General features: G+C 49.9%; 16 protein-coding genes, 1 tRNA gene and 2 pseudogenes. 9 read left to right on the top strand and 10 right to left on the bottom strand.

Going from position 1 to position 24507, the window contains the following annotated elements; all coding sequences use genetic code 11:
- Nucleotides 1-6: 6 nt before the first annotated feature.
- Complete coding sequence (locus GKC68_RS19330; protein ID WP_006121820.1) at nt 7-642, bottom strand: hypothetical protein; 636 nt, start codon at nt 640-642, stop codon at nt 7-9.
- Between the two features lie 181 nt (nt 643-823).
- Nucleotides 824-1315, bottom strand: a complete 492-nt coding sequence (locus GKC68_RS19325; RefSeq protein WP_006121821.1) for a DUF2501 domain-containing protein — start codon at nt 1313-1315, stop codon at nt 824-826.
- A gap of 231 nt (nt 1316-1546) precedes the next feature.
- Between GKC68_RS19325 and GKC68_RS19320 the strand changes: the two genes are divergently transcribed.
- Nucleotides 1547-1631: transfer RNA gene (locus tag GKC68_RS19320), tRNA-Leu, on the top strand.
- 186 nt (nt 1632-1817) lie between these two features.
- Nucleotides 1818-3080: pseudogene (locus GKC68_RS19315) on the top strand (integrase arm-type DNA-binding domain-containing protein).
- A 481-nt stretch (nt 3081-3561) separates the two neighbouring features.
- Here the strand turns inward: GKC68_RS19315 and GKC68_RS19310 are convergent.
- The 4 genes from GKC68_RS19310 to GKC68_RS19295 form a co-directional block, all read right to left on the bottom strand.
- The gene (locus GKC68_RS19310) at nt 3562-4716 is read right to left on the bottom strand and encodes a PIN domain-containing protein (protein WP_342656428.1); all 1155 of its coding nucleotides are present in this window, start codon (nt 4714-4716) and stop codon (nt 3562-3564) included.
- A gap of 17 nt (nt 4717-4733) precedes the next feature.
- Nucleotides 4734-5849, bottom strand: coding sequence for a restriction endonuclease subunit S (locus tag GKC68_RS19305; RefSeq protein ID WP_288390213.1), 1116 nt, complete (start codon nt 5847-5849; stop codon nt 4734-4736).
- Nucleotides 5846-7480 (bottom strand): class I SAM-dependent DNA methyltransferase, encoded by a 1635-nt coding sequence (locus GKC68_RS19300; RefSeq protein WP_288390214.1) that lies wholly within the window; start codon nt 7478-7480, stop codon nt 5846-5848. Before GKC68_RS19300 ends, GKC68_RS19305 begins: the two co-directional genes overlap by 4 nt.
- A 63-nt stretch (nt 7481-7543) precedes the next feature.
- Nucleotides 7544-10957 carry a DEAD/DEAH box helicase family protein gene (locus GKC68_RS19295; protein ID WP_342656427.1) on the bottom strand — a complete coding sequence of 1138 codons (3414 nt, stop codon included), beginning with the start codon at nt 10955-10957 and terminating at the stop codon, nt 7544-7546.
- A gap of 226 nt (nt 10958-11183) precedes the next feature.
- On the opposite strand from GKC68_RS19295, the pseudogene GKC68_RS19290 reads away from it, so the two are divergent.
- The 5 genes and pseudogenes from GKC68_RS19290 to GKC68_RS19270 all read left to right on the top strand — a co-directional run.
- Nucleotides 11184-11459, top strand: a pseudogene (locus GKC68_RS19290) (winged helix-turn-helix domain-containing protein); the annotation flags it as partial.
- Nucleotides 11460-11760: 301 nt separating this feature from the next.
- Complete coding sequence (locus GKC68_RS19285; protein WP_028724526.1) at nt 11761-13239, top strand: SulP family inorganic anion transporter; 1479 nt, start codon at nt 11761-11763, stop codon at nt 13237-13239.
- 18 nt (nt 13240-13257) lie between these two features.
- The gene (locus GKC68_RS19280; RefSeq protein WP_028724527.1) at nt 13258-14085 is read left to right on the top strand and encodes a universal stress protein; all 828 of its coding nucleotides are present in this window, start codon (nt 13258-13260) and stop codon (nt 14083-14085) included.
- Nucleotides 14086-14200: 115 nt separating this feature from the next.
- Nucleotides 14201-15427, top strand: coding sequence for an MFS transporter (locus GKC68_RS19275; RefSeq protein WP_050598427.1), 1227 nt, complete (start codon nt 14201-14203; stop codon nt 15425-15427).
- Nucleotides 15428-15541: 114 nt separating this feature from the next.
- Nucleotides 15542-15742: a hypothetical protein gene (locus tag GKC68_RS19270; RefSeq protein ID WP_028724528.1), complete on the top strand. Its 201-nt coding sequence runs from the start codon at nt 15542-15544 to the stop codon at nt 15740-15742.
- A 23-nt stretch (nt 15743-15765) separates the two neighbouring features.
- Here GKC68_RS19270 and GKC68_RS19265 read toward each other — a convergent pair whose 3' ends face one another.
- Complete coding sequence (locus tag GKC68_RS19265; RefSeq protein WP_162150531.1) at nt 15766-16044, bottom strand: hypothetical protein; 279 nt, start codon at nt 16042-16044, stop codon at nt 15766-15768.
- Nucleotides 16045-17571: 1527 nt separating this feature from the next.
- Nucleotides 17572-19353, bottom strand: a complete 1782-nt coding sequence (locus GKC68_RS19260) for a GGDEF domain-containing phosphodiesterase (RefSeq protein WP_028724529.1) — start codon at nt 19351-19353, stop codon at nt 17572-17574.
- Nucleotides 19354-19935: 582 nt separating this feature from the next.
- On the opposite strand from GKC68_RS19260, the gene GKC68_RS19255 reads away from it, so the two are divergent.
- Together GKC68_RS19255 and GKC68_RS19250 are read left to right on the top strand one after the other, a co-directional pair.
- The gene (locus GKC68_RS19255; RefSeq protein WP_064366347.1) at nt 19936-21492 is read left to right on the top strand and encodes a sensor domain-containing diguanylate cyclase; all 1557 of its coding nucleotides are present in this window, start codon (nt 19936-19938) and stop codon (nt 21490-21492) included.
- Between the two features lie 193 nt (nt 21493-21685).
- Nucleotides 21686-21961, top strand: coding sequence for a hypothetical protein (locus GKC68_RS19250; RefSeq protein WP_110957414.1), 276 nt, complete (start codon nt 21686-21688; stop codon nt 21959-21961).
- A 381-nt stretch (nt 21962-22342) separates the two neighbouring features.
- Here GKC68_RS19250 and GKC68_RS19245 read toward each other — a convergent pair whose 3' ends face one another.
- Complete coding sequence (locus tag GKC68_RS19245; protein WP_050598428.1) at nt 22343-22675, bottom strand: hypothetical protein; 333 nt, start codon at nt 22673-22675, stop codon at nt 22343-22345.
- Nucleotides 22672-24216, bottom strand: coding sequence for a methyl-accepting chemotaxis protein (locus GKC68_RS19240; RefSeq protein WP_028724532.1), 1545 nt, complete (start codon nt 24214-24216; stop codon nt 22672-22674). Before GKC68_RS19240 ends, GKC68_RS19245 begins: the two co-directional genes overlap by 4 nt.
- Nucleotides 24217-24507 lie beyond the last annotated feature (291 nt).

Raw genomic sequence — 24507 nt, 5'->3', positions numbered from 1 at the left:
TCCCGCTTAGTGTTTAGGCCGTTCCAGCGCTTCCAGCAGCTCCGGGAAGAAGTCTTGCAGGATCTCCGGCGTCATCAGCTCCGGGTACTGCATCAGGTGCTCGCGAATGCGTTCGTTCACGTCCGGGATGAGGCGCTGTGCCGCATCGCTGGCGCTGATTTTATGCTTCTTCATGCTGCGCAGCAGGTCGGCGGGCAGGTTATCTTCGTCTTCGTTGTCTTCCACCATCTCCAGCGCATCCAGCTCGTCGAACATCTCCATCAACGCTTCGGTCTGCGGCGTGCGGGATTCATATTCGCGCGGATGCTCTTCGGCCATATAGCGCAGCATCAGGCGCATCGGCGTGCCATCCGGGGACTTGGGTGGTTCGGCGGCGAACCAGGTCAGCAGCTGGTGGATGGTGACCTGATGGACGTGATAACCGTTATCCACCAGTTCGTCGGCCAGCAGTTCAGCGCTTTCGTTTTCAATCAGGCAGATATGCGTGCGGTTAGGATCGTACTCTTCGAGCCACTGGTAGATCTCTTCGATCACTCCGTCGTCGTACTCGAACTTTTTGTTTACATAGCTCCCTTCTGACGCATTTACGCAGGCTGTGATCAGGTCTGGATCAAAGTAAATTGCGATGTTGATACCTTTCATGCGTGCCGTCCTGTTCAAATCCAAAACATCACTATAGCGCTCAACGCATTAGGAAGGAAAACTTATGACTTAACGTGTTGCGATACACGATGATGCAGACAACGGGCGGGCCACTGGCAGGCGGTAAACAGGCGGAAGGGAAGGGCGATAAACCTGCCAGCGCGGGGCTGGCAGGCGGCGGTCAGGAGATAAAGTTTTTACCCTGTTTCAGTACCACGTCACAGGCTTTTGTTTTGAGCTTCTCGCCCATCGGTGAGTTGCTGAGGCTTTGCAGGTTCAACTGCTGGCCATTACCGGTATTCAGCAGCCCGGCCACGCCCTGGGTGTAATCCGGTTTCTGCTCCTGCGCGGCGGTAGTATTCAGGCCCAGCTTGCTCAGCACCTGGTCTTTTACCGACTGCACGTTGTTTTTCACCACGTTGTGTTCCACGCAGTACTGCATCACGCCGGCGGCATTGGTCATGCTGTTGGCGCTCATGGCTTTGTCGTTGCTGTTCAGCAGGCTGGTAATGGAGGACATCGACAGCCCGCCGTTCTGCTGACCTGCTGCACCGTTGTTTTGCTGGCTGAGCTGGTTGGCGGCACTGCTCAGTTGATCCTGCCAGCTTGCGGCTGACGCATTGCCCGCCAGCAGTAGAGCTGCCAGGGCGCAGGCGATATGGCGCTTTTTCATTTCGACCTCGATTGGGTTTTATGCTTCGTGCTGTTAAGAGGCGGTGCGGATGAGAAAGTTCCGACGAAATGATGAGGGGAAGGCGGTTTGGGAGGATTCTGGCGGTGGTAAAACGTGTGTTTATCCGGTTCAGTGTGTTTTTTCGCCGCTTAGCGCACAACACAGTGGAATTGGGTTGCTTGCTGGGCACGTAACGGTATAATCGCCAACGTTTTCCGCATCCTCTTCAGTGCCGAAGTGGCGAAATCGGTAGACGCAGTTGATTCAAAATCAACCATCGAAAGATGTGCCGGTTCGAGTCCGGCCTTCGGCACCAAAAGCATGTAAATGGACCTCAACTGAGGTCTTTTTTTATGTCTAAAATCCAGTATTTATCTACCTTTCCCGCTATATTAACTCTCTCAAGGTCAACCGACATCAACGTACATCTACCAACACATGTTGGTACAGATGATGGTATTTCCGGCTCGATAATGCTTGTACCAACAGGGAGGGGATAAGCATGGCGTTAACAGATATCAAAGTCAGAACAGCCAAGCCAACGGATAAGCAATACAAGCTGACTGATGGCAGTGGTATGAATCTTCTCGTCCACCCTAATGATTCTAAGTACTGGCGTTTGCAGTACCGTTTTGACGGCAAACAAAAGATGCTGGCACTTGGGGTTTACCCTAAAATCACACTGGCGGATGCCAGAGCACGTCGTGACGAAGCGCGTAAGCTGCTAGCGAATGGCGTCGATCCGGGAGACAAAAAGAAAAATGATAAGGTTGAGCAGAGTAAAGCTCGAACCTTCAAAGAGGTAGCGATCGAGTGGCATGGCACCAATAAAAAGTGGTCTGAAGATCATGCCCATCGTGTGCTATAAAGTCTGGAAGATAATCTCTTCGCAGCGCTTGGTGAGCGTAAAATCGCTGAGTTAAAAACTCGCGATTTATTAGCACCCATTAAAGCCGTAGAGATGTCTGGACGTCTTGAGGTTATTGCCCGTCTTCAACAGCGCACTACGGCCATCATGCGTTATGCAGTGCAAAGTGGGTTAATTGATTATAACCCGGCACAAGAGATGGCTGGGGCGGTTGCTTCCGGTAATCGACAACATCGTCCGGCGCTGGAATTAAAGCGCATTCCTGAGTTACTACAGAAAATAGACAGCTACACCGGCAGGCCGCTAACCCGCTGGGTAACAGAACTCACCCTGCTTATCTTTATTCGATCCAGTGAGCTGCGTTTTGCTCGCTGGTCAGAAATCGATTTTGAAACGTCAACGTGGACCGTCCCGCCTGAGCGAGAGCCTATTCCTGATGTAAAACATTCTCAGCGAGGCTCAAAGATGCGTACACCGCATCTGGTGCCGCTTTCAAAGCAGGCGCTGGCGATCTTAAAGCAAATAAAACAGTTCTGTGGCGAACATTGGCTGATTTTTATTGGCGATCATGATCCGCGTAAGCCAATGAGTGAAAATACCGTAAACAGTGCCCTACGCGTGATGGGTTATGACACTAAAGTTGAGGTTTGCGGGCACGGCTTCCGCACAATGGCCTGTAGTTCATTGATTGAGTCAGGTTTATGGTCCAAGGATGCGGTCGAACGTCAGATGAGCCATATGGAACGTAATTCAGTGCGCGCGGCATATATTCATAAGGCGGAATTTATCGATGAACGTAAACTGATGCTGCAATGGTGGGCTGATTTTCTGGATGCCAATCGGGAGAGAGCGATTACGCCGTTTGATTATGCGAAGATAAATCGGGGCAATGTCTAGCATATGCGTTTAATTAAATAAAACTAATCAGCCATCCTCCTAAGCGAGGATGGCTGATGGACTTTACTGGAAGTAGTGTTTCTGAGTCCACCGTAACGATTACCCCTCATCAGCGATAATAACCACGCAAACTTGTTAGCAACTAGAGTATTAATCAGGTTATTCCACTAACGGGGCATAAAGAATGGCTAACAGGGTATAACGACCAGCCCTTAATGAACACGATTCCTCGTAAACATAGCTTTAAATTGCTGAGGATTGATACGTAGTGTGCGTATGCTATTAAGAACGTGATTCTCGGAAGCTTTAGCCACTTTCGATATCTGCATGGCCCCAAGAAGATTGTGTGGTAGTATACGGACGAGATTAATGAGTTTGTCAAAGGTGAGATTGCAGTAGGGGCTGTGCAAAAATAAAAACCATCAAGACATATTCAAGACTTGATGGTTTATCACTTAATAAAAAAATAATATCGGTTATATCAATCGTAATAATCGGGAGAGTTCATCCAATCTGGTCCAACCTCACCAAGCTCGATAGTTATACTTGAACTAATAACTTCAATGCTATTGATTTCAATATCATTATCATCTTTGTTAAAATTAATTATAATATCGATATCTATATCCTCTGAAGTATTGAAGATTCCTCCCCCCATACCAATAAATTCTTTATCAATACCATCCCAGGTATTGAAGTAAAGATTAGTCTCAATATCAACGTTACAGTTCACTGTATATTGTATCGAGAAAGATTCTTCTTCAGTATCAATAATGCTTAGGTTTGAGAGGAAATTTTCAAAATCATTTATAGGTTGTTGTTGGTCATCAACCATTGTTAACTCTGAAGATTCAACGTCATAGTAGAACGATGAACTTGCTTCTACATTAACTGTTAAGTTATAAAGCTGATGTGGTATTGATTCTATTATTTCTTTATTTAGCTCATCAATATTGAAAGCTTTCAGAGCATTAATGATATTGACTGACGCATTCGAGTGGAATGCAGTTAACGCATTAGACAGTTCATCAATGGAATATAAAAAAGGTGATGTTTCACAAAATCCTTTCCAATCATTATCTTTTGATACGGCTAAGATTTTTGTATTATTGGATTCAGCCCAAACCTCAAGCGTAGAAAGGGCTAATGCGTCAGGGAACTCATTTTTTTTATCTATTTTTACAGCAAATGGTGCTATTTTATTAAAATACAAATCTATTATTTTACTTAGATTTGATAGCTCAGCACATTTTATTTCTCTAGCGCCAGCCATTTCCTTAAACTCATTAAATCGAGATTTAGATATTTCGGACTCATCATCTAGGAAAAGTTCGGCCATTAACTCTTGTCTACGTTGAGGAGTAATTCCCCACGAGTTTCCGATATCTTTAAGGTTTTTTTTCGTTTCAGTCTTGTTCTTTTTAGCATCTTCAATAAGATGAGATAATGTTTCATGCTGAATTATATCTACCACAATAAATTTAATTTCTGTATTTTTGAATTGTGATAGTTTTGATAGTATGCCAACTTCAAATCCATAATGATGATGAATGTAAATAGATGTATCTAAAGTTATTGCACCTATCTCGCCATTTGAAATTAAATTTTTTAATTCATCAATATTAACATTAGGCATTATAGTTACCTTATAATTTAGTTTGTTAAAAATAGCTCATCTGCCAGTTGGTTTAATATGAAATTACCATTCTGCGTACGCATAATTAACTTTGCATGATTTGTTTTTTGTACTATTGCCTTGTATTTTTCTTGCAAAGGAATGGGTGGCAATGATAATTCAAAGCTAAGTAATTCCTTTCGGTTTAATTTTGGTATATTTGCTCTATCAGGTAGTGTTTCAGTATATTTAGTAAATAAATCAGAGAGCAAAAGTTGCCATATAAATTCACGGTTCGTTTTCCCAGAGATAGGTTTTACTGGATACATATCAGCCGAACATAAACCACCGAAATCAGGAAGGGCACATTTTTTTAAGTAAGGTCGAATTTTTGAATACAGCACATAGTTTTCATCAAAAAGGAATTTTTTACTGATTAAATTTTCTTCCCGTGCAGTTAGTGCAGTTAAAAGTAATCCAGTGTTCCTTTCAATCCTATCAGGTCCGATATGTATTAAGTCGATAAACTTGTCTTCTCTTGGATCCACCATTGGTGCGTCCAGAGTCACAATATCACCTAGTTTTACTTTATTTCCACAATCATCTAACTGGGGGAAAATCTCCACAAATGTAGCGCGCAAAAAATCATCAGCCAGTTTAATGGCTTGCTCGCGTTTTTGGCGTATACCATCGGCTTTATCAAGGATAGCAGCAATGCGTTTTTGTTCTTTTAACGAGGGAAGCCTAATTTTAATATCTTGTATCTTTTTTACTGATAAATGTTTTACAGTCACAACATCTGTTGTGGCATGAATTTTATCCAATTCCTTTTGCAAGAAATGATATAGAAAATTTTTATCAAGTGTTTCAGGATTTGGCGTAATTTTACATACCCGTTGGTTCAACAACGCATCAGTACCTTTCCAATACTCACGATTGAAATCTCCATCCATCCCAACAAGTAAATCGCCTTTTTTAATAAGGTATTTTAAGTCATAACTACCTTCATAATAGGTCTCGGTTCTTCCAGAAAGAATATCTCTAATACGGATTAGTGGAACACCATTTTTCTGATTGAAACCACTTGAAGGAAATGCATATCCAGACAATATATCTATATGTTTGCCAAGAGTGACTAATTGATATTTACTCACAGCATCCCCTCCAGCTCATCCAGATCCGCCAGAATCTCTTTTTCCAGATCTTTTAATCGTTTCAGTATCACCTTCGGGTCTTCATACTCATCGGCCTGATACACCACCTCTTTGTAACGATTGATGGAGAGATCGTATTTCTGCGCAGCGATATCCGCTTTCGGCACCACAAACGCCGCCTGTGTGCGATCCTTAAAGTCAATATCAGCATCAATCCCTTCCGGGCTCTGCTGTTTCAGCAACGAAGCAAACTTCTCACCCATAAAGTTATCTACCGGCAAACCACGTAAAGCACGGTAATGCTTCCAGCTTGCCAGCAGGTGCGGAAGATCGTTCTCTTTTATCGGGTTGCGCTTGTCATCCAGGCTGTAGCCGTCATTTTGTAGATCGTAGAACCAGACTTCGTCCGTCTGGCCGCCTTTGGTAAAGATCAGGATTGCCGTTGCTACGCCTGCATAAGGCTTGAATACACCGGAAGGCAGATTAATCACCGCTTCCAGCTGGTTATCTTCCACTAGTGTTTTACGCAGTGACTGGTGCGCTTTACTGGAGCCAAACAGCACCCCCTGCGGCACGATAGTGGCGCTGTGACCGCCCACTTTCAGCATTTGCAGAATCCGCGCCAGGAACAGCAGTTCGGTTTTTTTGGTTTTCACCATGGCCGACAGTGTGGAGTCGATATCTTCCTCGTCCAGTGAACCAGTAAACGGCGGGTTCGCCAGAATCAGGTTGAAGGCGTTTTTACTGGCCTGCGGGAAATTGGTGCTGAAGCTCTGGCTCATGGTGTCCTGATAATGAATATCCGGCTCTTCCACTCCGTGCATAATCAGGTTCATGGCAGCGATACGCAGCATGGTGGTATCAAAGTCGTAACCATGGAACATGTTGTTATCCACATGGTCACGCCACGGCGTCAGCAGATCGCCAGTAAAGATTTTTTGCTCTTCCAGTTTTCCGCGTTCATTGGTGCCAATCTCGGTATGAATTGATTCCAGCGAGCTGTATTTTTCCAGCAGATATTCATAGCTGGTCGCCAGAAAGCCACCGGTGCCACAGGCAGGATCGCAAATCGTCTCGCCGCGGGCGGGATTCGGCTCCATCATTTCAACCATCGTGCGGATAATGTGGCGCGGCGTGCGGAACTGGCCGTTGATTCCGGCAGTTGTCAGCTTGCTTAACAGGTATTCGTAAAGGTCGCCTTTGGTATCGCCGCGATCCAATGGCAGGTTTTTGATCACCTCAACCGCTTTGGTCAGCAGTGACGGCTTAACAATCTCCAGACGGGCATCTTTCATAAAGTTGCCCAGCAGCGTTACCTTCGACGCATCGGCCTGGCCGAGCTGACGGAAATGCTGGAATACGCCGTCGCGCACTACTTCCATCATCTCGTCCGAGCCAAGGTTGCTGTAGTGGCTGAAGCGGAACTCCTGCTGCTCAGGCGCAAAGCGTGGTTTAAAATCAACGCCTGCGATTTGTTTACGCTTCTCGTCCCGTTGTTCCTGGGTATCCAGCATCCGGGAGTACATCAGGTAGGTGACCTGTTCGATTACGGTCAGCGGGTTAGTGATGCCGCCTACCCAGAAATCTTCCCATAGGCCGTCGATTTTACTTTTTAAGTCACCGGTGATCATTGTTAACGTCTATACCTTGTTATAAATACAAAAGCCCCGCTACCGGGGCTTGTCATTTATGCATTATACCCTCGCTGTATCGGTCACAACACCCAACTCTTCGACTATCTTTTGCAACCGGGCGATCTGCTCTATATCCGGGAACACCCCGGTAACGCCTTCGTTGTGGATATGCGTAAACGGTTGTTCAAAGAGCTGCCGCATTTCAATTGTGCCGTAATCACGTATATGGTTTTTCAGCAATGACAGGAAGCGCAGTTGCTGGCTGGTCAGGCTGTTGTCAGCGGCGAACTGGGCAAAGCGCACTTCCACTGCGTCGCTGTCCATCCCGATGATGGTACGCAAAAGTTTATCCAGGCTAGCTGTTGCCTGCGGATAGAACTCTTTCAGCGCCCGGATATCAACGTTCGGATTCTGGATCAGCACCAGCTTCGCCAGTTCATCCAGCTCGGCTTGCGTGACCGGCTCGCCGTTGCGGATTTTCTTTAGCACCGGGTTTTGCTGGAACAGCGGCTCCAGCGCCCCTTGGACCTGCTGACGATAGAGTTTGAAATCAATCGATCGGATGTTGGTTTTACGGGTTTCCGTCTGGATCAGGTTCGCATCTTCGGTAATATCCACCTGTATCGAGCCGAATTGCGGCGTCGCATCTTTTTCCATCAAGTGCATGATGCCGCGCAGATGAATGCGGATATCTTCCAGCTCTTCCAGGCTGGCTTGCTTCCACCAGCCTAAATCACGAAGTTGATTAATCCGTTGTCCCTGTTGCTGCACCTGAGTCAGATGCGGCGGCAGACGTTCCACTTTCTCGATGATTACCGGCCACAGCACATCCAGCTCTTCCGGGTTGGTATAACGGGCGGTTTGCGCCGCCAGAATATCCATATCGAAGCGCATGGCATCGCTTTGCCCGCGTACGTCCAACCACTGCATTAACGGGGCCAGGACAGAGAGCAAATCCTGCTGTGTTTTCGGGGAAAGCTGGCGCAGCACTTTTTCATCGCTGTACTGCGCTTTTTGCTGCCACTTTTCCTGCACGGCAATCGACTTTTCATCCAGCGCGTTGATCTGCTCGCGGAGCTGGTGAGCGACTAAATCCACCGCCTGTTTGTCGAACTTACGCTGTGCGGCAGCCCCCAGCATAACCCACGCTTCGAAGCGTTTTTGCGCCAAAGATTTTGTCGCTGTCACTTCGGCCTCTTCGGTATGCAACTCGTGATACTCAAAATTGCCCCAGTGATCGAAAATGCGGAATTTCTGTTTATCCAGCTGTTTGCCGTTTTCATCGTAGCCGTACAACCCTGAACAAAGACGCGTACCACGGCCAATCATCTGCCAGAACTTCACTTTCGATTTGACTGGTTTGGCAAAGACCAGATTCACAATCTCCGGGACATCAATACCGGTATCGAGCATGTCAACAGAGATAGCGATGGTCAGCTCTTTGTTGGTGCTTTCATCCAGCCCTTTGAAATCGTCAATCAGTTGCTCGGCGCGGGGATCGTAGTTGTCGATGACCTGGCAGAAGCGTCCGGCAAACTGCGGGTACATGTCGTCGAACAATTCATTCAACAGCAGCGCGTGTTTGTGGTTACGGGCGAAAATGATGGTTTTACCTGGCAGTTGCCCATCCACATCTTTCAGGCCATTTTCCATCAGGTTACGCAGGATATAACGGTTGGTGTCTTTGTTATAAATTGCCTCATCCAGCGCCTTGCCATCAAATTCCAGCGTATTGGGATCGATACCCTGTTCTTCCAGCTCACGGATTTGTGCGTCGCTTAATTTCTCCCTTTTGATGCCTTCGCGCAGGAATTCAGTGGTGTGCGTGACAACCTCATAGGGAACCAGATTGTTATCGGCGATGGCATCTTCCAGGCTGTAGTTTGCGGTGGGGATACGTCCTTCACAACCAAACAGGCCGAAAGTAGTTTTACTCACCATGTCGATCGGCGTGGCTGTCAGGCCAATCTGGAGGGCATCAAAATACTTAAATAGATCACCGTAGACATTGTAGATAGAGCGGTGGGATTCGTCGGCAATGATCAGATCAAAATAACCGACATCAAAATGGTCCATGATTTTCATCATGCCGGGATAGGTGGCGATGTAGATTCTGGCGTTCTGCCTGTCTGCTTTTTTAGATTTTCCAACCACATACAGCGGTTCATTGGTAAATTGATTAAAGGCATTAGCCGCTTGTTTACGCAGCTCTTTGCGGTCACAAAGGAATAAGACACGTTTGACCCAACGAGCATCGATCATTAGCTTGCTTAGCGCAATCGCAACGCGAGTTTTACCTGTACCTGTGGCTTGAACAATTAAAGATTGTCGGTACTTATTGGTAAACCGTTCACTTACACGGGCAATGGTTTCAAGCTGATACAAACGTCCTGCAACGGCCTTACCCTCTTTATCTTTTGCGTGCGGAACACTATTCAGGGGAAGACGAGTTCCACGTTGCTGAATAAGATATTGCAGGCTTTCCTTGCTGTAGAAGCCAAATACTCGACGCGGAGGATAGCCATGTATTTTATGGTCGTCCCACAGCCAGATATCGTAGCCGTTGGTGTAGAAAATGACCGGACGCTGACCATATTCTTTTTCCAGCCAATCGGCATACAGTCGGGCCTGAATTCTTCCTTGCTCGGCATTGACGCTAGTTTTTTTTGCTTCCACCACCGCCAGCGGGTTATGCGCCTCATCCCACAAGACATAATCCGCATAACCGTCACCGGTTGCAGTAGGTTGTTCTTTAACGGGGTGTTCCTGCGTAACCTGATCGGTATTATTAAGCCCTTCCCCTACATTCCAGTCGGCGGCAAGCAGGCGAGAATCAATCAAGCGGCGGCGAGTTTCCGCTTCATCTATAGAGAGAATATCTGCAACATGCTGGTTGCGAGCTCTGGCTTCATTCAGGCGCTGAGTAAGGTGTTCGGCCTTTTCCTGCTCTTGCTGTAGGGCGCGTTGTAACGCCAGTTCGCGCTCACGGCTTTCATCTTGAGCCCTGATTGCATCTTCCAGACGTTTTTCATCTGCACGACCTGAAGATTGTGTTAACGGAGGAAGAGAAAATTTGGGGCAATTATCAACATTACCATGGGCATAACGAACATAGAGCCAAACTCCCAGTAAATACGCTTCCTTGAGCAGCCAATAGGTATCTTTAGCTTTAATACGTCCACCGTGTGCGGCGCGGTTGCCATGGATACGCAGTGCATCCATTTTCATGATGATGGCTTCTGGCATCATGCTGGTGAAGACATCGGCGTTCATTAAATCATACAGATTTGCTTTGATGCCTTCAGGCAGCCGTTCCTGGCGGTATAACCAACGTACCATCAATTCGGTGTAGTTGCGTAGCTTGACCAGACAGCTTTCCGGATCGGAGTGAACATAGCGTTCCGCCATACACGCGAGTTCTGCCAGTTCCGGCCACTGGCTGCGCAACATTTCAAAATTGAGAGACTGCTCCATCAATCATCGCCTTATGTCGTGGATACAACAGGAGTTGTGGAAAGGATATCACACTAATTTGGCTGACAAAGTGAGCCCAGATTTATTCACTAAACAACATTACTGTTGTGACCTGAACGGCGACGGCCAGCGTAAGGCGAAGCACGCCGCCTCGGCCTGCAACGCCACGGTTGCCCTGCCGCCGGTGTTCGGCGATGGAACGACGCCTTAACTGTTCGCGACCGCCGAGCCGAACGGCCTGCACATGGGCAACGCCAGCATCAGGCCCCTGAAGCCGAAACGCTACCTCTATCACGCCTGTCTGGCCAACATGGAGGCCAACGGCTAGCGCAACCCGCTCAGCATGAAGGCATTCAGCCAGGCGCTGGAGAGCATCCTGCGCGAGTACGGCAGGAACTACCTGAAGCGGCGTACGAAGCTCGGGATGCAGACCAACCTCGGGCTGACAGACGAAAGCAGCGCCGACTGGCTGCCTAAGTGCGACGATCCGAATGCGACATGACAAACGTTGATCTCATCGCTTATTCGTTTATAGTTAAGCACCAGCTCTGAAAAGAGCTGGTTTCATTGCCGGCGCTCATCATGTGTTCAAGCTGGCTTATTTCAGTCCTGAAGGTGACCTGTTGCCGTAAAGGAGAATTTTAAAAATCATGCGTCTTACGCCACCCTGAGTCGTAACCCTCCCCGTCGCACTGAGTAATCTCAGTCGCGCATCCTTAAACATCCCGTCTGCGGATGTGCTTTTTCGCACCTGAAATTTTTGCCCTTACGGGCTGACTGTATTCAAAATCTGAGAAATTATTATGCTGCTGTCCTCGACGCGTAAGGACTGGCTGGGTAACGTCCGTGGTGACGTCCTTGCCGGTATTGTTGTCGCGCTCGCGCTGATTCCCGAAGCGATCGCTTTTTCCATCATTGCCGGCGTCGACCCGCAGGTCGGCCTCTATTCGGCGTTCTGTATTCCCGTGGTGATGGCCATCTTTGGCGGACGCCCCGCCATGATTTCATCGGCCACCGGTGCTATGGCGTTACTGATGATAACCCTGGTGAAAGACCACGGTCTGCAGTATCTGCTGGCGGCGTCGGTGCTTACTGGCCTGCTGCAGCTGGCCGCCGGTTACCTGAAGCTGGGCGCTCTCATGCGTTACGTGTCGCGCTCGGTTGTGACGGGCTTCGTTAACGCGCTAGCCATCCTGATATTTATGGCGCAGTTGCCGGAACTGACCAACGTCACTTGGCACGTTTACGCGCTCACCGCCGCGGGCCTGGCCATCATCTACCTTTTTCCGTATCTCAATAAAACCCTCCCCTCGCCGCTGGTCTGCATCGTGGTGCTGACGGCCGTCTCCATGTATCTGCATCTCGACGTCCGCACCGTGGGTGATATGGGCAAACTGCCCGACAGCCTGCCGGTGTTCCTGATTCCGGACATTCCGCTGAACCTGGATACGTTGCTGATTATCCTGCCTTACTCTGCCGGCCTCGCCGTCGTGGGGCTGCTGGAGTCAATGATGACCGCGACCATCGTCGATGATATGACGGATACACCCAGCGACAAAAACCGTGAGTGCAAAGCTCAGGGTATCGCTAACGTCTGCACGGCGTTCATCGGTGGCATGGCGGGCTGCGCCATGATTGGTCAGTCCGTGATTAACGTAAAATCCGGCGGCCGCGGGCGACTTTCTACCCTCACTGCTGGTGTGGTGCTGCTGTGTCTGATCATCTTTCTGCGCAACTGGGTGTCACAGATTCCCATGGCGGCCCTGGTTGCGGTGATGATTATGGTGTCGATTGGCACCTTCTCCTGGCGCTCCATTACGGATCTGCGTCGCCATCCGCTTTCGACCAGCGTGGTGATGCTGGCAACGGTGGTCGTGGTGGTGGCGACCGACAACCTGGCGTTTGGCGTGCTGACCGGCGTGCTAATTGCCTCATTAAATTTTGCCACCAAAGTGGCGCGGTTTATGACGGTCAAATCAGCCCTTGAGGGCGGAGTCCGGACTTATACCGTAACAGGACAGGTCTTTTTCGCTTCAGCGAATCGTTTCATGAACTGTTTTGACTTCCGCGAAGCCACTGAGCGCGTGGTTATTGATGTCACCCACGCTCACTTCTGGGACATAACCTCCGTCAGCGCGCTGGATAAAACCGTAATTAAATTCCGGCGCGAAGGCTCTGAGGTGGAAATACGCGGCATGAATGATGCCACCCGCACGATCGTCGACCGGTTTGGCGTGCATGACAAGCCGGAAGAAGTGGAAAAACTTATGGGCGGACACTAACCGAAAGGAGCGAGAGTGATGAAAACTAACGTTATTGCTTGCGTGGATGGCTCACCATCAACCGGGGCGGTCTGCGACTATGCAGCCTGGGCTGCTGCCGGCCTCTCGGCACCGCTGACTCTGCTGCACGTTGTGGAAAAAGACGGCCATCCGGCCGTCTCTGACCTGAGCGGCATCATCGGCATTGACAGCAAAGAGCTGCTGACCGAAGAACTGGTCCGGGTCGAGGGCGAGCGCAACCGGCTCCTCAGGGCGCAGGGAAATGTCATCCTTTCAGGGTGCGCCGGGCGGCTGGCGCTTGCAGGGCATTCAGCGGTGCGCCAGCTGCAGATGCACGGTGTTCTGGATGAAATCCTGACGGAGCTGGACGATGTCAGGCTTATGGTGATGGGCCGTCGTGGATCTGAACACCAGGTAGGCAGTCACCTGGAAAGCGTCATCCGCCTGCAGAAGCAACCCGTTCTGGTCGTGCCGGAAACGTTTACTGCGCCCTCGCGGGTGCTCTTTGCCTGGGACGGCAGTGAGGCAAGTCGCAAAAATCTGACCAGACTGACTCTGAGTCCGCTGCTGCGCGACCTGGCCTGCCATGTCGTGATGGTTAACGGCGACGAGGCTTCGCTTCTTGATGCCCGGTTGATTCTTGAAACGGCGGGTATCCCTGCAGAAGCCCGGTTACTCAAAGATGATTCTGTCCCGCATGCCTTAGGCCTTTACGCGGAAGAGAATGAAATTGATTTCATCGTGATGGGAGCATGGGCACACACGCGGCTTCGTCAGTTCTTCATCGGAAGCAACACCTCAGCCATGCTGGCTGAGAGTCGTCAGCCCTTACTGATGCTGCGTTAAACTACATCGGCCTGCGACCGCGGGCCGCTCTAATCATTATGCTACGGAACCCGGACAGAGGCTTCGTAGCAACGGCTTAGCACGGTACCTTCGTAAACCGTGCTCAGGGAATATCATGCGTCAGTTGTTTCGCTTTATACATCAGCACGGCAGGCATCTCGGCTTTGGCGCCATACTGATGGCCATGTCGAGTTTCGGACAGACTTACTTTGTGTCGCTTTACGGGCAGGACTGGCGGCAGGCTTTCGGGCTCAGCGACGGTGGACTTGGCGGCCTTTATGCAGCCGGCACGGTGATGAGTGCTCTCACCCTGACGTGGGCAGGACGGCTGATTGATTACACCACCACACGGAAGTTTACGCTGGCCGTCACCTTTCTGCTGACGGTGGCCTGCCTTCTGGTTTCAGGTGCTCAGACTGCATGGATGCTCTGCGCTGGCTTTTACCTGCTCAGACTGGGTGGGCAGGGGCTGATGGTTCACACTGCCCTGACCGCGACTGCCCGACAGTTTCCACTGGACGCGGGCAAAGCGCTGGGCGCGATCGCACTGGGCCTGTCGCTCGCGCAGGCGTTTTTTCCTGTGGCGGCGGTGCAGGTCGGTCACTTTACCGGATGGCGTACGGCCTGGCTCATCAACGCGGTGATACTCATCGCGGGCGTTGCGCTGGCGATATCCTGCCTGCCACGCCGCGCCGAAAAACCACTCCGCACGTTCAGAAAACGGGGAGACAGAAAAGTCCGCGCCCCCTCCATATGGAAAAACCGTAACCTGCTGCTGGCCCTGCCGGTGGTGCTTGCATCACCCTTTATTACCACCGGCTTCTTCTTTCACCAGGCGCGCCTCGCAGAAGAAAAGGGGTGGGCACTGTCATGGGTTGCCGCATGGTTTATCGCCTACGCCCTGACGCAGGCAGTCTCGCTGCTGTCATTCGGCCCGCTGATTGACAGACTGACGCCACGCAGGCTGCTGCCCTGGTTTCTGATGCCGCAGGGGGCTGGGATGTTTGCTCTGTGGTTCAGCAACGGCCTGTGGGTGACGCCGTTCTACCTCATCATGACCGGTATCTCGTCGGCCATTGCCTCCACGCTGGCCACCGCGCTGTGGGTTCAGCTTTTTGGGCCAGCCCTGCTGGCAAAGGTACGTTCGGCCGTTGAGGCCGGTACGGTTATCGCCAGCGGAGCTTCACCGGTCATCATGGGCGTCCTGATTGACCATCATGTCTCTTTGCGGTCGCAGGCGTTGATGTGTCTGATATTCATCATTATAGCCAGCCTGACAGCAAGCCGGATTAAAACGGCTACACAGAGCCTCATCAGGCATGAGAACGGGACGGCTGACTGATTCAGAAAGCGCCTTATATGAAAATACTGATGAGCGAGACGGCCTGCCGTTATGGCCCAGGATGTCGTCTCGCTGAAATGGTAAACTGTAAACACATCGTTTTGTGGAGGTTTCATGGGTTCCGTTGAGGACACCAACGAAAACGCGCTTGAGTTGATTGGCAGTATCACCCGCCAGATTTTACTTAACTCACCCAAAGTCAGTAAAGAAGACCTGATAAATGCACTGAATAAGCTCAGCCGTGATACCGACGACTGGTATGTAAAAGCTGCCTGCCTGAGGGCACTGCAGATGTTGAAAAACCGGTTACACTGACCTTAAGCAGGGTACTGGGTAGGTCAGCCCGGCTGTTTTGAAACCGGAGCTTTCTTTTGTGACGACGTTTTTTGTGATGAGGGCCCGCAAGGTTGTCTTAGCATAACTGAGCCATCCGTGGAATAAACCGCCCTCCCGAAAAGCCGGTCAAACTGTTCGATTGCCTGTCTGATTGTTCTGCGACGGGACGCGTTAGTCTCAGCTTCCAGCATCTGATTCAGTTGTTTCGATATCATTTCATTACTGACGTCAGTGTCATTACGAATCAGCGCCATGATTGCTTCGCCAATCACAATATTCACTTTTTCTGGTTCGCTCCTGAACATGTAAACCTTCTTTTTTCCTGGGGGTAAAAGTCCGTTGTCACGGACAAGAAGTGCTGTCTTGTTGCGTTGGTGTCTTTTTGTACACGCTCTCAGTGTAGTCTCTTCTCAGAGGAAAAGTATATTTGAAATATTTTCTGTAACTATCTGAATTATATGTTTTTAGACTGATTGGATTTCACTGCACGCTTTTGTGTAATTACCCTGCAGTGTCCTTATGTTTCAGAGGCTGCCAGAATCGCGCAATGCACACCGCTGAGCCACTGTGTTTTTTATCCTGATGCGCTTTTCCTGTTTGTGCTTTTAGCGGATATGAAAACATGTGCTTTGCCATGCAATCCACCCCTCTGGGATCGAAAACGACCTCCGGGATTAACCCGGAAAAAGGAAATGTTTATTTCCTTTATTCATTGCAGAATTAACGTCAGTTGCCGATAGTGTATATAGTGGATGCAGGGGAGCCGGATATGCCGACACCAGGGCAAAACACTCCGGTTTCCCTGCGGTGCTTTAATACCGACAGCAACCACGTTGAACAGGCCGTCGCCCGCCTGGTCTGATTACGCCAGTTCCCGCGATTCGCTCAAACGCCTGTATTCCTGAGATGCATCATGCAGCGGGCCGCACACAACAATTGTGTTTGTTACGCTGAAATTGATATTGTGTGCAGCGCCGGGCGGGGCGTTACACCTTCCTTCAGGGCGTTGTTCTGCACCCGCGCCGTCCGGCCCGTTCGGTAAACGATGTCAAGCGCCGGCTTTACCAGATGAGATTTTGCGCCAGCAGCGTTTTTAACCCTGCTTTTTGAAGAGTTCATCAGGGCAAACTTTATTGATATGAGGGAAATGTCTGCTCCCTGCCCGAAACGATCATTGCGGCACAGACATCTCCGCGCGTAATAAACTGCCTGTCTTATCTTCTGTCACCTGAGGTCTATCCGTTCGGTAAAAGCCGGAAGGTCGAGGGGCGGATGAGGTTAAGGCAGATGCGTTTATCCGGAACACGTTGGCGCGATGAGCTATGACGGGCCTGAGGGGGATTTCGGGTTTTGTCATTACACCCTTAAGGCGACAGGGCGATGAGGCTGCAGACTGGACAAAAGCCACATAAAAATTGCTGTCAGCCCGGTAAAGCCGCTAGCATAACGTAACCAGTGCACCTTTTTCTCAGAGGTTAGTTCGCGTGACAGAGACAGTTATCGTCTCGCTTATCCGAAACTTTAAATGTTCCGGATCTCAATACAGAGGCCCCGAATCAGCCCCATCTTTTCCTGCAAACTCCATCAATCTTCAGCCAGTGCCAGAATCGGACGTTGCTTGCATCAGGGTATGTTAGTTTCCAGGGAGCAGGTCAGGTCAAAAAAGTTAATGTTACAAAAGCTGGTAAAGAACAGTGTGAGCCTTTTTTAAACTACATGACAGGTCTTAGCCTCAAGGCAGAGCGAATACGTTTAACGTCCTGCAATTCAGTGCGAAATCGGCTGCAGAGCGGTAAGCGTTTAGCATTTTAATAGCGCTCACGTAGCCTCCACGTAAGCCATTCTTCGAGTTCAGGGTCGGCAAGAGGTCGCGAGTAAAAGAACCCCTGAGCCTGATCGCAACCATACTGCGTAAGAGCCGCGACGGTGTCCTCATTTTCCACCCCTTCGGCCAGCACCTCATAATTCAGCTCCTTGAGCATACTGATAATGCTGCGGGCAATGATACGCGACGCTGTGTCAGAAGAAAGGCCGGTAATGAGTGAACGGTCCAGCTTGATAACGTCAAGCGGGATACGGCGGAGATAGTTAATATTGCTGTGCCCGGTACCAAAATCATCCAGAGAGATGCTGAAACCTTTATATTTCAGCGCTTCGAGTGTCTTTATTGCTGCCGCGTTTTCGATTATCTGCTCGGTTTCCAGGCATTCAATCCCTAAAAGTTCGGCAGGGATACCCGCACGGATCATTTTATCCTCAAGTGCGCTGGCAAAATCCGGACGTGACAGATCCTGACCGCTCACGTTAAACGAGACCGGTAACTGGACAGGGCTGTGACGAAACCTGACAAGACGCGCAATCGCCTGGTCCGATACCCAGTCGGTGAGGGCGCTGAGTAAATCTGTCTGCTCTGCAAGCGGGATGAACGCCGCCGGTGAGAGTTCGCCAAATACAGGATGGCGCCATCGAATCAGTGCTTCAAGCCCGACAGGAATACCCTTTTTGAGACAGATTTTAGGCTGGTAAACCACATACAGCCCGGTGTTATTACGCAGCGATGAAGCCAAATCATTGAGCAGAGTAAAATCACGCGTTCGACGCTCGTCTGACGCTTCGCTGAAGCGCCTCCACCCGATATTCTCTCCTGCAGCCTCATGCAGTGCACTGACAGAACGGCGAAGCACCTCCTGAGAGGGCAGCAAATCTGCTGAAAAATCCACCTCGCCGGCCCGGGTAGTCAACGCCACGGTAAGCCCGTCACCGATATCAGCATGAATGCCCTGAAGTTTGTCCACCACCCAGGACGCATTCAGTTTGCTGTCGGCACGCGTAAGGAGCGCAAACCGTCCCGTTGCAACGGTGTAAATCGTATCCGTCTGTGCAGGTTTAAGCCGCAGCGGCAGGAGCGTGGATACGTCTTTCAAAAGGCTTTCCACAGGCTCCATCCCCATGGAACGCGCCAGTTCGTAAGCATGCGACAGGTCAATACAGTCAATAAGTATAAGGCGCCTTGGCGTTTTATCCCCCGAGGCTTTCAGATACTGAAGGTCACGCATCAGACGCTGACGGTTTGGCAGGGAAGTCACGGGATCGGCGAAGCTTGCAGCATGCCAGGCCTCCAGAAAAGACATAACAAGCGCAGCCAGTAACTTAAGCGTGGCAACCTTTTCGACGCCGAAGTCATGCGGTGCTGTATCGGTTACGCAGAGTGTTCCCAGAATAACGCCTTCGCTGTTCTTCAATGGCGTGCCCGCGTAAAAACGGATGTAAGGCATACCGGTTATCAGGGGGTGGGTACTGAACCGTTTATCGTGGAGAGTGTCAGGCACTACCATTGCCTTATCATTATCGACAACGTGCCGACATAGCGAGTCAGCGCGTGAGGATTCTTTCAGGTTAAAATTCCGGGCTGCTCTGACATACTGCTTCTCATCATCCAGCACAGAAATGAAGCTGCCAGGAATACCCAGAGCCTGACTGGCGAGTCGCACGAACTTTTGAAGTACATCATCCCGGCTTTCGTCAGGCTTGCGCAGCGTAAGGAGCGCGCGATGCCGTCGCTCTTCGTCGCCGCTAAGATTGGTCAGCATGTGTAGCACCTCCGCACCGCCCTGAAGCCGGTACGAAAAAAAGGAAAAGTGAAAGCTGCAAATACAGCTTTCCTAATAAATTTATTAAGAAAAATTTTAAGGCTTCAGTACTTATAAGTATTTTTTCAAACTGTTCTACACTTCTGTCAAAGAAGTAACTTTCTTACTTAAGTGTAGACATAATAATGCATATTTGTGCCTGTCAATCCATGAATTAGATTTATCGTTTGTGTCCATTCTCAGCGTTGACGCGAGGGGAGATCTTCATCAGCCATAGAGATACTGAGCACATCGTTACGATGCTCTCTGGTACGGTTTCTCAGCGGCTCATCCTGGTAGATTCAGGCCGCTGAAAAACGGTTCTCATTTTGTTCGCTACGTCTCGAATGCAGTAAAAGGCGCTTCGGCTTTACTTGAAAAAACATCACTTCTTACTTCTCAACTGGCCCGAAATGCCGCTAACCGCTTTGATCTGATGTGAGTTCAGGAAGAGAAAAACAACCTATTTAGTAATCTAATCGGCCGTTTCAACGCATTGTTGACAGGTATATTTGAAAAAAATTAATTGTCCGGGTTTATGCCATGCTAAAAAGAAAAGTTCATCTCCGGCTTCTGCTGACATCACTCACTGCGGGAGGCATTATCGTTACGTGCCTGTTGATGATGGGGGCGATTTTTCTTTTTCAGAAAAAAAACATTGAAGAAAGCCTGATTGAAAACAATATTGCTTATGCTCAAAAGCTCGCTGACACTACCGACCGTTATCTCAGGACAGCGCAGCAGGAGCTGGCATGGAGCGCCTCTCAGATTAAAACGCTGGATGATGTTATCTATCTTTCTCATGAAAGCGACAGACTCAGACTGCAGTCTGGCTTTTTCAATACCGTAGTAGTCGTCAATCGTGATGCGGTTATCGCTGCGACATCTCCGGAAAGCATAAAACTTGTTGGTGTAAAGCTGAAATCGGTTGCCAGTCGTCAGTCTATTGATACAAAAAAGCCATTTATCTCATCTCCGTTTACGTCGGCGACGGGCAACTACGTCATTTTCATCTCTCAACCGATTTTCACTCCTGAAGGCAATTATATTGGTTATATCGGGGGGACAATTTATCTCAAAAAGCAAAGCATGCTGAGCGATATCCTGAGCCAGCATTTTTTAAACAGAGAAGCCGTGGTCAGTATTGTCAGCAACGAGGGGCTGATTATTTTCAGCCATGATCAGTCAAAGACCGGCGAGAAAATGGTCCTTCCTGCATCACTTCAAAAACGACTGGCCGACACGCAAAACGGCAGGTTCATTACGGAGAACGACGGGCATAAACTACTTATCGGTTATGCAAATCTGCGCACAACCGGCTGGAATGTTTTTATGGCGGGGACCTCTGAGACGGTTAATGCCATTCTTCTTCACTCCGTTCGGAATATCCTTTGGTTCATTATCGGTATCCTGGCAATGACCACAGGTATCATGGTACTGCTTGCAGGGCGAATTGCATTACCTCTTGAAAAGCTTGCCGAAATGGTGCGTGAAGGCGGTAGTAATGCCACCGCTGAGTCAGTTCGCGGCGTAAAAGCATGGTATTACGAAGCCGATTGTCTGACTGAAGCCGTTCGGGATCACCGAAAGGCCGTCTCAGGACATATGGCTGCTATCAGCGATGAGGCAATGACCGATCCACTGACCGGTGTGTATAACCGCCGCGGCTTTACTGTAATGGCTGATCGGTTAATTAACACCTCGGAACACTGCGTTATTGCTATTGATATTGACCACTTTAAAAACATCAACGATACATTCGGTCATGATGCAGGGGATGATGCTCTGGTCAGTCTTGCTTCGTTACTCAGACAGGCCTGCAGACCCACTGACATTGTCAGTCGGTTCGGGGGAGAGGAGTTCATTGTACTTCTTACGCACACGGGCCTGGCTGACGGTACGATGACTGCAGAGCGTATAAGACTCACAGTCAGCACGGCTTATTTCCCCGGGGCAGGAAAAATGACTATTTCAGCCGGGGTGGCCGTTTTCATTGGTAATGAAAGCGCGCGCGAAGAGGGTCTGAGTCGTGCTGATGAAGCCCTTTATCAGGCTAAACGGGCCGGAAGAAATCGAGTCTCGGTGAATGACGCTGATTAGTTAACATCAGAGCATCTAAAGCTTAAGTACTTAGTGTTTTGCTGACCCTACGAAAAAAAACAGTGCCATTTAAAATTATAAGTTTGGTGGATTAGGGTGTAGATTAAAAATCAAACAAAAAGAAATGCCGCTCCAGAGCAATACCGCTTGTCCGTTGAAATGGACTATTGTGCCAGGAAACAGGAAGGTTTATATGTTCAAAAGTGAAGAAGAAATAATCAACATTGTCATTGGAGAAGCACTGTTATCGCTGCTGGATGATGACGCTGAAGTCAGTTCGGAAACGCTCTCGGCCCGGCTAAAGCAGATGCTCAGAACCGAGACCTGCGATGCACGTCGTCAGGCCATAAAGGATGCAATACTGGAGACCGGAGGTTACTTAAACAGCGCGGTAAACGGGGCGCTTAACGCAGTCAGAGGGAGTTCTGCTAATGGAAAAAGGTTTTCAGGACAGCTCAACTCACACTGACAGCAGCGGTTGACCGTTTGCTGGTTTAGAGAGCAGGTGATGATTAACATAAGTCAGTTCATCCTGCGCTTCATCATCTTCACAGCCTTTTCACAGCTGACCCGCACCGCCCAGTCACTGGTTTCAAGTCTGAGGCGGTTTAACGCGGATATAATGTCTTCTTGCCTTACGCTGTCTTTTCCTCTTAGTAACTTCCTGGTAACTAAACCTGTCAACGCCAGCGCTTTTTCGTCGGTATCCTCTCTGGAACCTATGAAGCCTCCGCAAAGCAAATAGCCTTAAAGTACAGCATCCTGAGCGGAGCGGTCCGGCAGCACCTGCCGGACTTTGTCTGGGATGCAGAGTATGTAGCCCGTAAAGCTGGTCAGCTTAAACCGCTACTTATGTTTTCTCTGGTATTCCGTCAGCTTCCTGACCAGTGACGCAGACCAGAAAGTTATTCATCATCGCAATCGCCCTGCCGGTCGCAATCAGGTCGGCGGCAAGCAGGACGTCTTCCCGCAGGAGCACGGCCATCACGCCGGGCACCGCCATCCTTGCCTGAACGGGCTCAAAGGCCCGGTTCAGGTGAAGCAGGTTGTTAGTAAACGTGGATGTCGTCAGGTAATTCCCCCGAATCAGCTGGTTCACCATGAAGTCCACACCTTCCTTCAGGGCGCGAAGTGTCTTGTACATCTGTACGGCTTCACGTTCATTGTCTGTGTCGTGACTCATACCTTAAATGTCTCCACCATGTTGCGCAGGGCGTGGGCCTGCCCGGAAAGCGACTGCGAGGCAGAGGAGGACTCCTCAACCAGCGCCGCGTTATTCTGCGTCACGCCGTCCATCTGGCTGACAGCGATACTGACCTGAGAGATACCCTGCATTTGCTCAGAGGACGCCAGCGACAGTTCGTCCATGGATTCGGCCAGTTCGCCGACCATGCCGACAATCTTCAGGATGCTTTGTCCGGTTGAAGAAGCCACGGTCACGCCGCTTTCCACCTGCGCGACAGCCTGTTCTATGAGAACCTTGATGTCACGGGCTGCCGTGGCGCTGCGCTGCGCGAGCGTCCTGACCTCACCCGCTACCACGGCAAAACCGCGACCGTCCTCACCTGCACGCGCCGCTTCAACCGCAGCGTTCAGGGCCAGAATATTGGTCTGGAAGGCAATACTCTCAATCACGGAGGTGATGTCACGCACCTTTGTGGCGCTTGCTGAGATGTCATGCATCGTGTCAGACATACGCTGCACATCGGCTTCACCGCTGCGGGCAAGCTTCGCGGCTTCACGCGCTGAGCTCGCCGTCTGCTGGGCGCCTGCCGCGTTACTTTTTACTGTTGCCGAAAGCTGCTCCATGCTGGCGGCCGTTTCCTGAAGGGCCGCAGCCTGCTGTTCGGTACGTGAGGACAGTTCGGTGTTGCCCTGTGAGATTTCGTCGGCGGCGAGCGCGACGGACGATGATGATTCTTTAATCTGCGACACCAGGCCGCGCAGGTTTGCCTGCATGCCATCAAGAGAGGCCAGCATACTGGTTGAATCGTTACGGCGAAGTATAACCTGGGTCGTCAGGTCACCTGCCGCAATGGCCGATGCCAGCACCTGAGCCTGCGCGGGCTCACCACCCAACTGACGCATCAGCACTCTGATAATGACAATGCAGGCACCCACGCTGACAATAATGGATACGCCAGCCAGTAAAATCAGGATGAGAGATGACTGCGAAGCTAAAGCGCTGTTCTTCGCCACTTCAGAACTACTGGTTTTCTGTTGTATCCCAGTCACGATCAGCAAATCGCTCAACATTGTGTCCTGTATAGGCTGTACTTCTTTTATGAGACACTCAGTAAACTCTTCATTACGATTGGCCAGACCGAGCTGGCTGGCCTTCGAGAAGGTGGCGAAGAAAGATCGCTCCGTATCCGTCAACCTTTTAAATGCCTCACGACCAGCCGGGAGTGAATCCTTCTCCAGCAGATCCCCCAAGGCCTGACGGTTGGCCGTAAACTGCGCTTGCGTTTCCTGCATGCGCTCTGCCAGTGGTTTCATTGCGTTAGTATCTGCCAGTAGCCCAATCGTTCTCACGTCAATGGCCATCTGTCTTATTTCACCCAGCATCTCTTCTGCAATCTGATACTTCTTCATTTTGATGTTTACAATCAAGTCCATACCCTCGCGGGCCCGGTTCAGTGCATTGAGTGCAGTCCCTGTACAGATAATAAACAGGAGAATAAGCAGGCCGAAGCCTGCGGTCAGGCGGGTAGATATTTTCATATTTTTCTCTTTTTGAGGAAGTGCTGCCGTGTATATGTTAGTGCTGTCATTAACTGATATTAAGCCGGGCCTGCTGACGCGCCTGTCAGGCGTAACATTCTGCCGGAGGCCAGCTTCTATCTGGCTGAATGCATTCCCCGAAATACCCTTGCAGATGATTACTGAAACAAAGCCTGTTGCCACAGTTGCGTCGAAAACTCTGTCATTTTTACCGAATCTCAAATCAGTATCAGACTCTATCGGCGGCAACAGGGGGGAACTCCAGAGTTCACCAAAAATAAATTGGGTGCA

Origin of the sequence: Pantoea sp. RSPAM1, assembly GCF_038816185.1 — a bacterium.
Lineage (GTDB): Bacteria > Pseudomonadota > Gammaproteobacteria > Enterobacterales > Enterobacteriaceae > Pantoea > Pantoea ananatis.
Note: the sequence above shows the minus strand (reverse complement) of the source record. Positions and strands in the feature narration are given on the sequence as shown.

What these genes read in the sequence shown, in the direction of transcription:
- GKC68_RS19330 (WP_006121820.1), bottom strand. Translation starts at nt 642, where the DNA reads ATGAAAGGTATCAACATCGCAATTTACTTTGATCCAGACCTGATCACA.
- GKC68_RS19325 (WP_006121821.1), bottom strand. Translation starts at nt 1,315, where the DNA reads ATGAAAAAGCGCCATATCGCCTGCGCCCTGGCAGCTCTACTGCTGGCG.
- GKC68_RS19310 (WP_342656428.1), bottom strand. Translation starts at nt 4,716, where the DNA reads ATGCCTAATGTTAATATTGATGAATTAAAAAATTTAATTTCAAATGGC.
- GKC68_RS19300 (WP_288390214.1), bottom strand. Translation starts at nt 7,480, where the DNA reads ATGATCACCGGTGACTTAAAAAGTAAAATCGACGGCCTATGGGAAGAT.
- GKC68_RS19295 (WP_342656427.1), bottom strand. Translation starts at nt 10,957, where the DNA reads ATGGAGCAGTCTCTCAATTTTGAAATGTTGCGCAGCCAGTGGCCGGAA.
- GKC68_RS19285 (WP_028724526.1), top strand. Translation starts at nt 11,761, where the DNA reads ATGCTGCTGTCCTCGACGCGTAAGGACTGGCTGGGTAACGTCCGTGGT.
- GKC68_RS19280 (WP_028724527.1), top strand. Translation starts at nt 13,258, where the DNA reads ATGAAAACTAACGTTATTGCTTGCGTGGATGGCTCACCATCAACCGGG.
- GKC68_RS19275 (WP_050598427.1), top strand. Translation starts at nt 14,201, where the DNA reads ATGCGTCAGTTGTTTCGCTTTATACATCAGCACGGCAGGCATCTCGGC.
- GKC68_RS19270 (WP_028724528.1), top strand. Translation starts at nt 15,542, where the DNA reads ATGGGTTCCGTTGAGGACACCAACGAAAACGCGCTTGAGTTGATTGGC.
- GKC68_RS19260 (WP_028724529.1), bottom strand. Translation starts at nt 19,353, where the DNA reads ATGCTGACCAATCTTAGCGGCGACGAAGAGCGACGGCATCGCGCGCTC.
- GKC68_RS19255 (WP_064366347.1), top strand. Translation starts at nt 19,936, where the DNA reads ATGCTAAAAAGAAAAGTTCATCTCCGGCTTCTGCTGACATCACTCACT.
- GKC68_RS19250 (WP_110957414.1), top strand. Translation starts at nt 21,686, where the DNA reads ATGTTCAAAAGTGAAGAAGAAATAATCAACATTGTCATTGGAGAAGCA.
- GKC68_RS19245 (WP_050598428.1), bottom strand. Translation starts at nt 22,675, where the DNA reads ATGAGTCACGACACAGACAATGAACGTGAAGCCGTACAGATGTACAAG.
- GKC68_RS19240 (WP_028724532.1), bottom strand. Translation starts at nt 24,216, where the DNA reads ATGAAAATATCTACCCGCCTGACCGCAGGCTTCGGCCTGCTTATTCTC.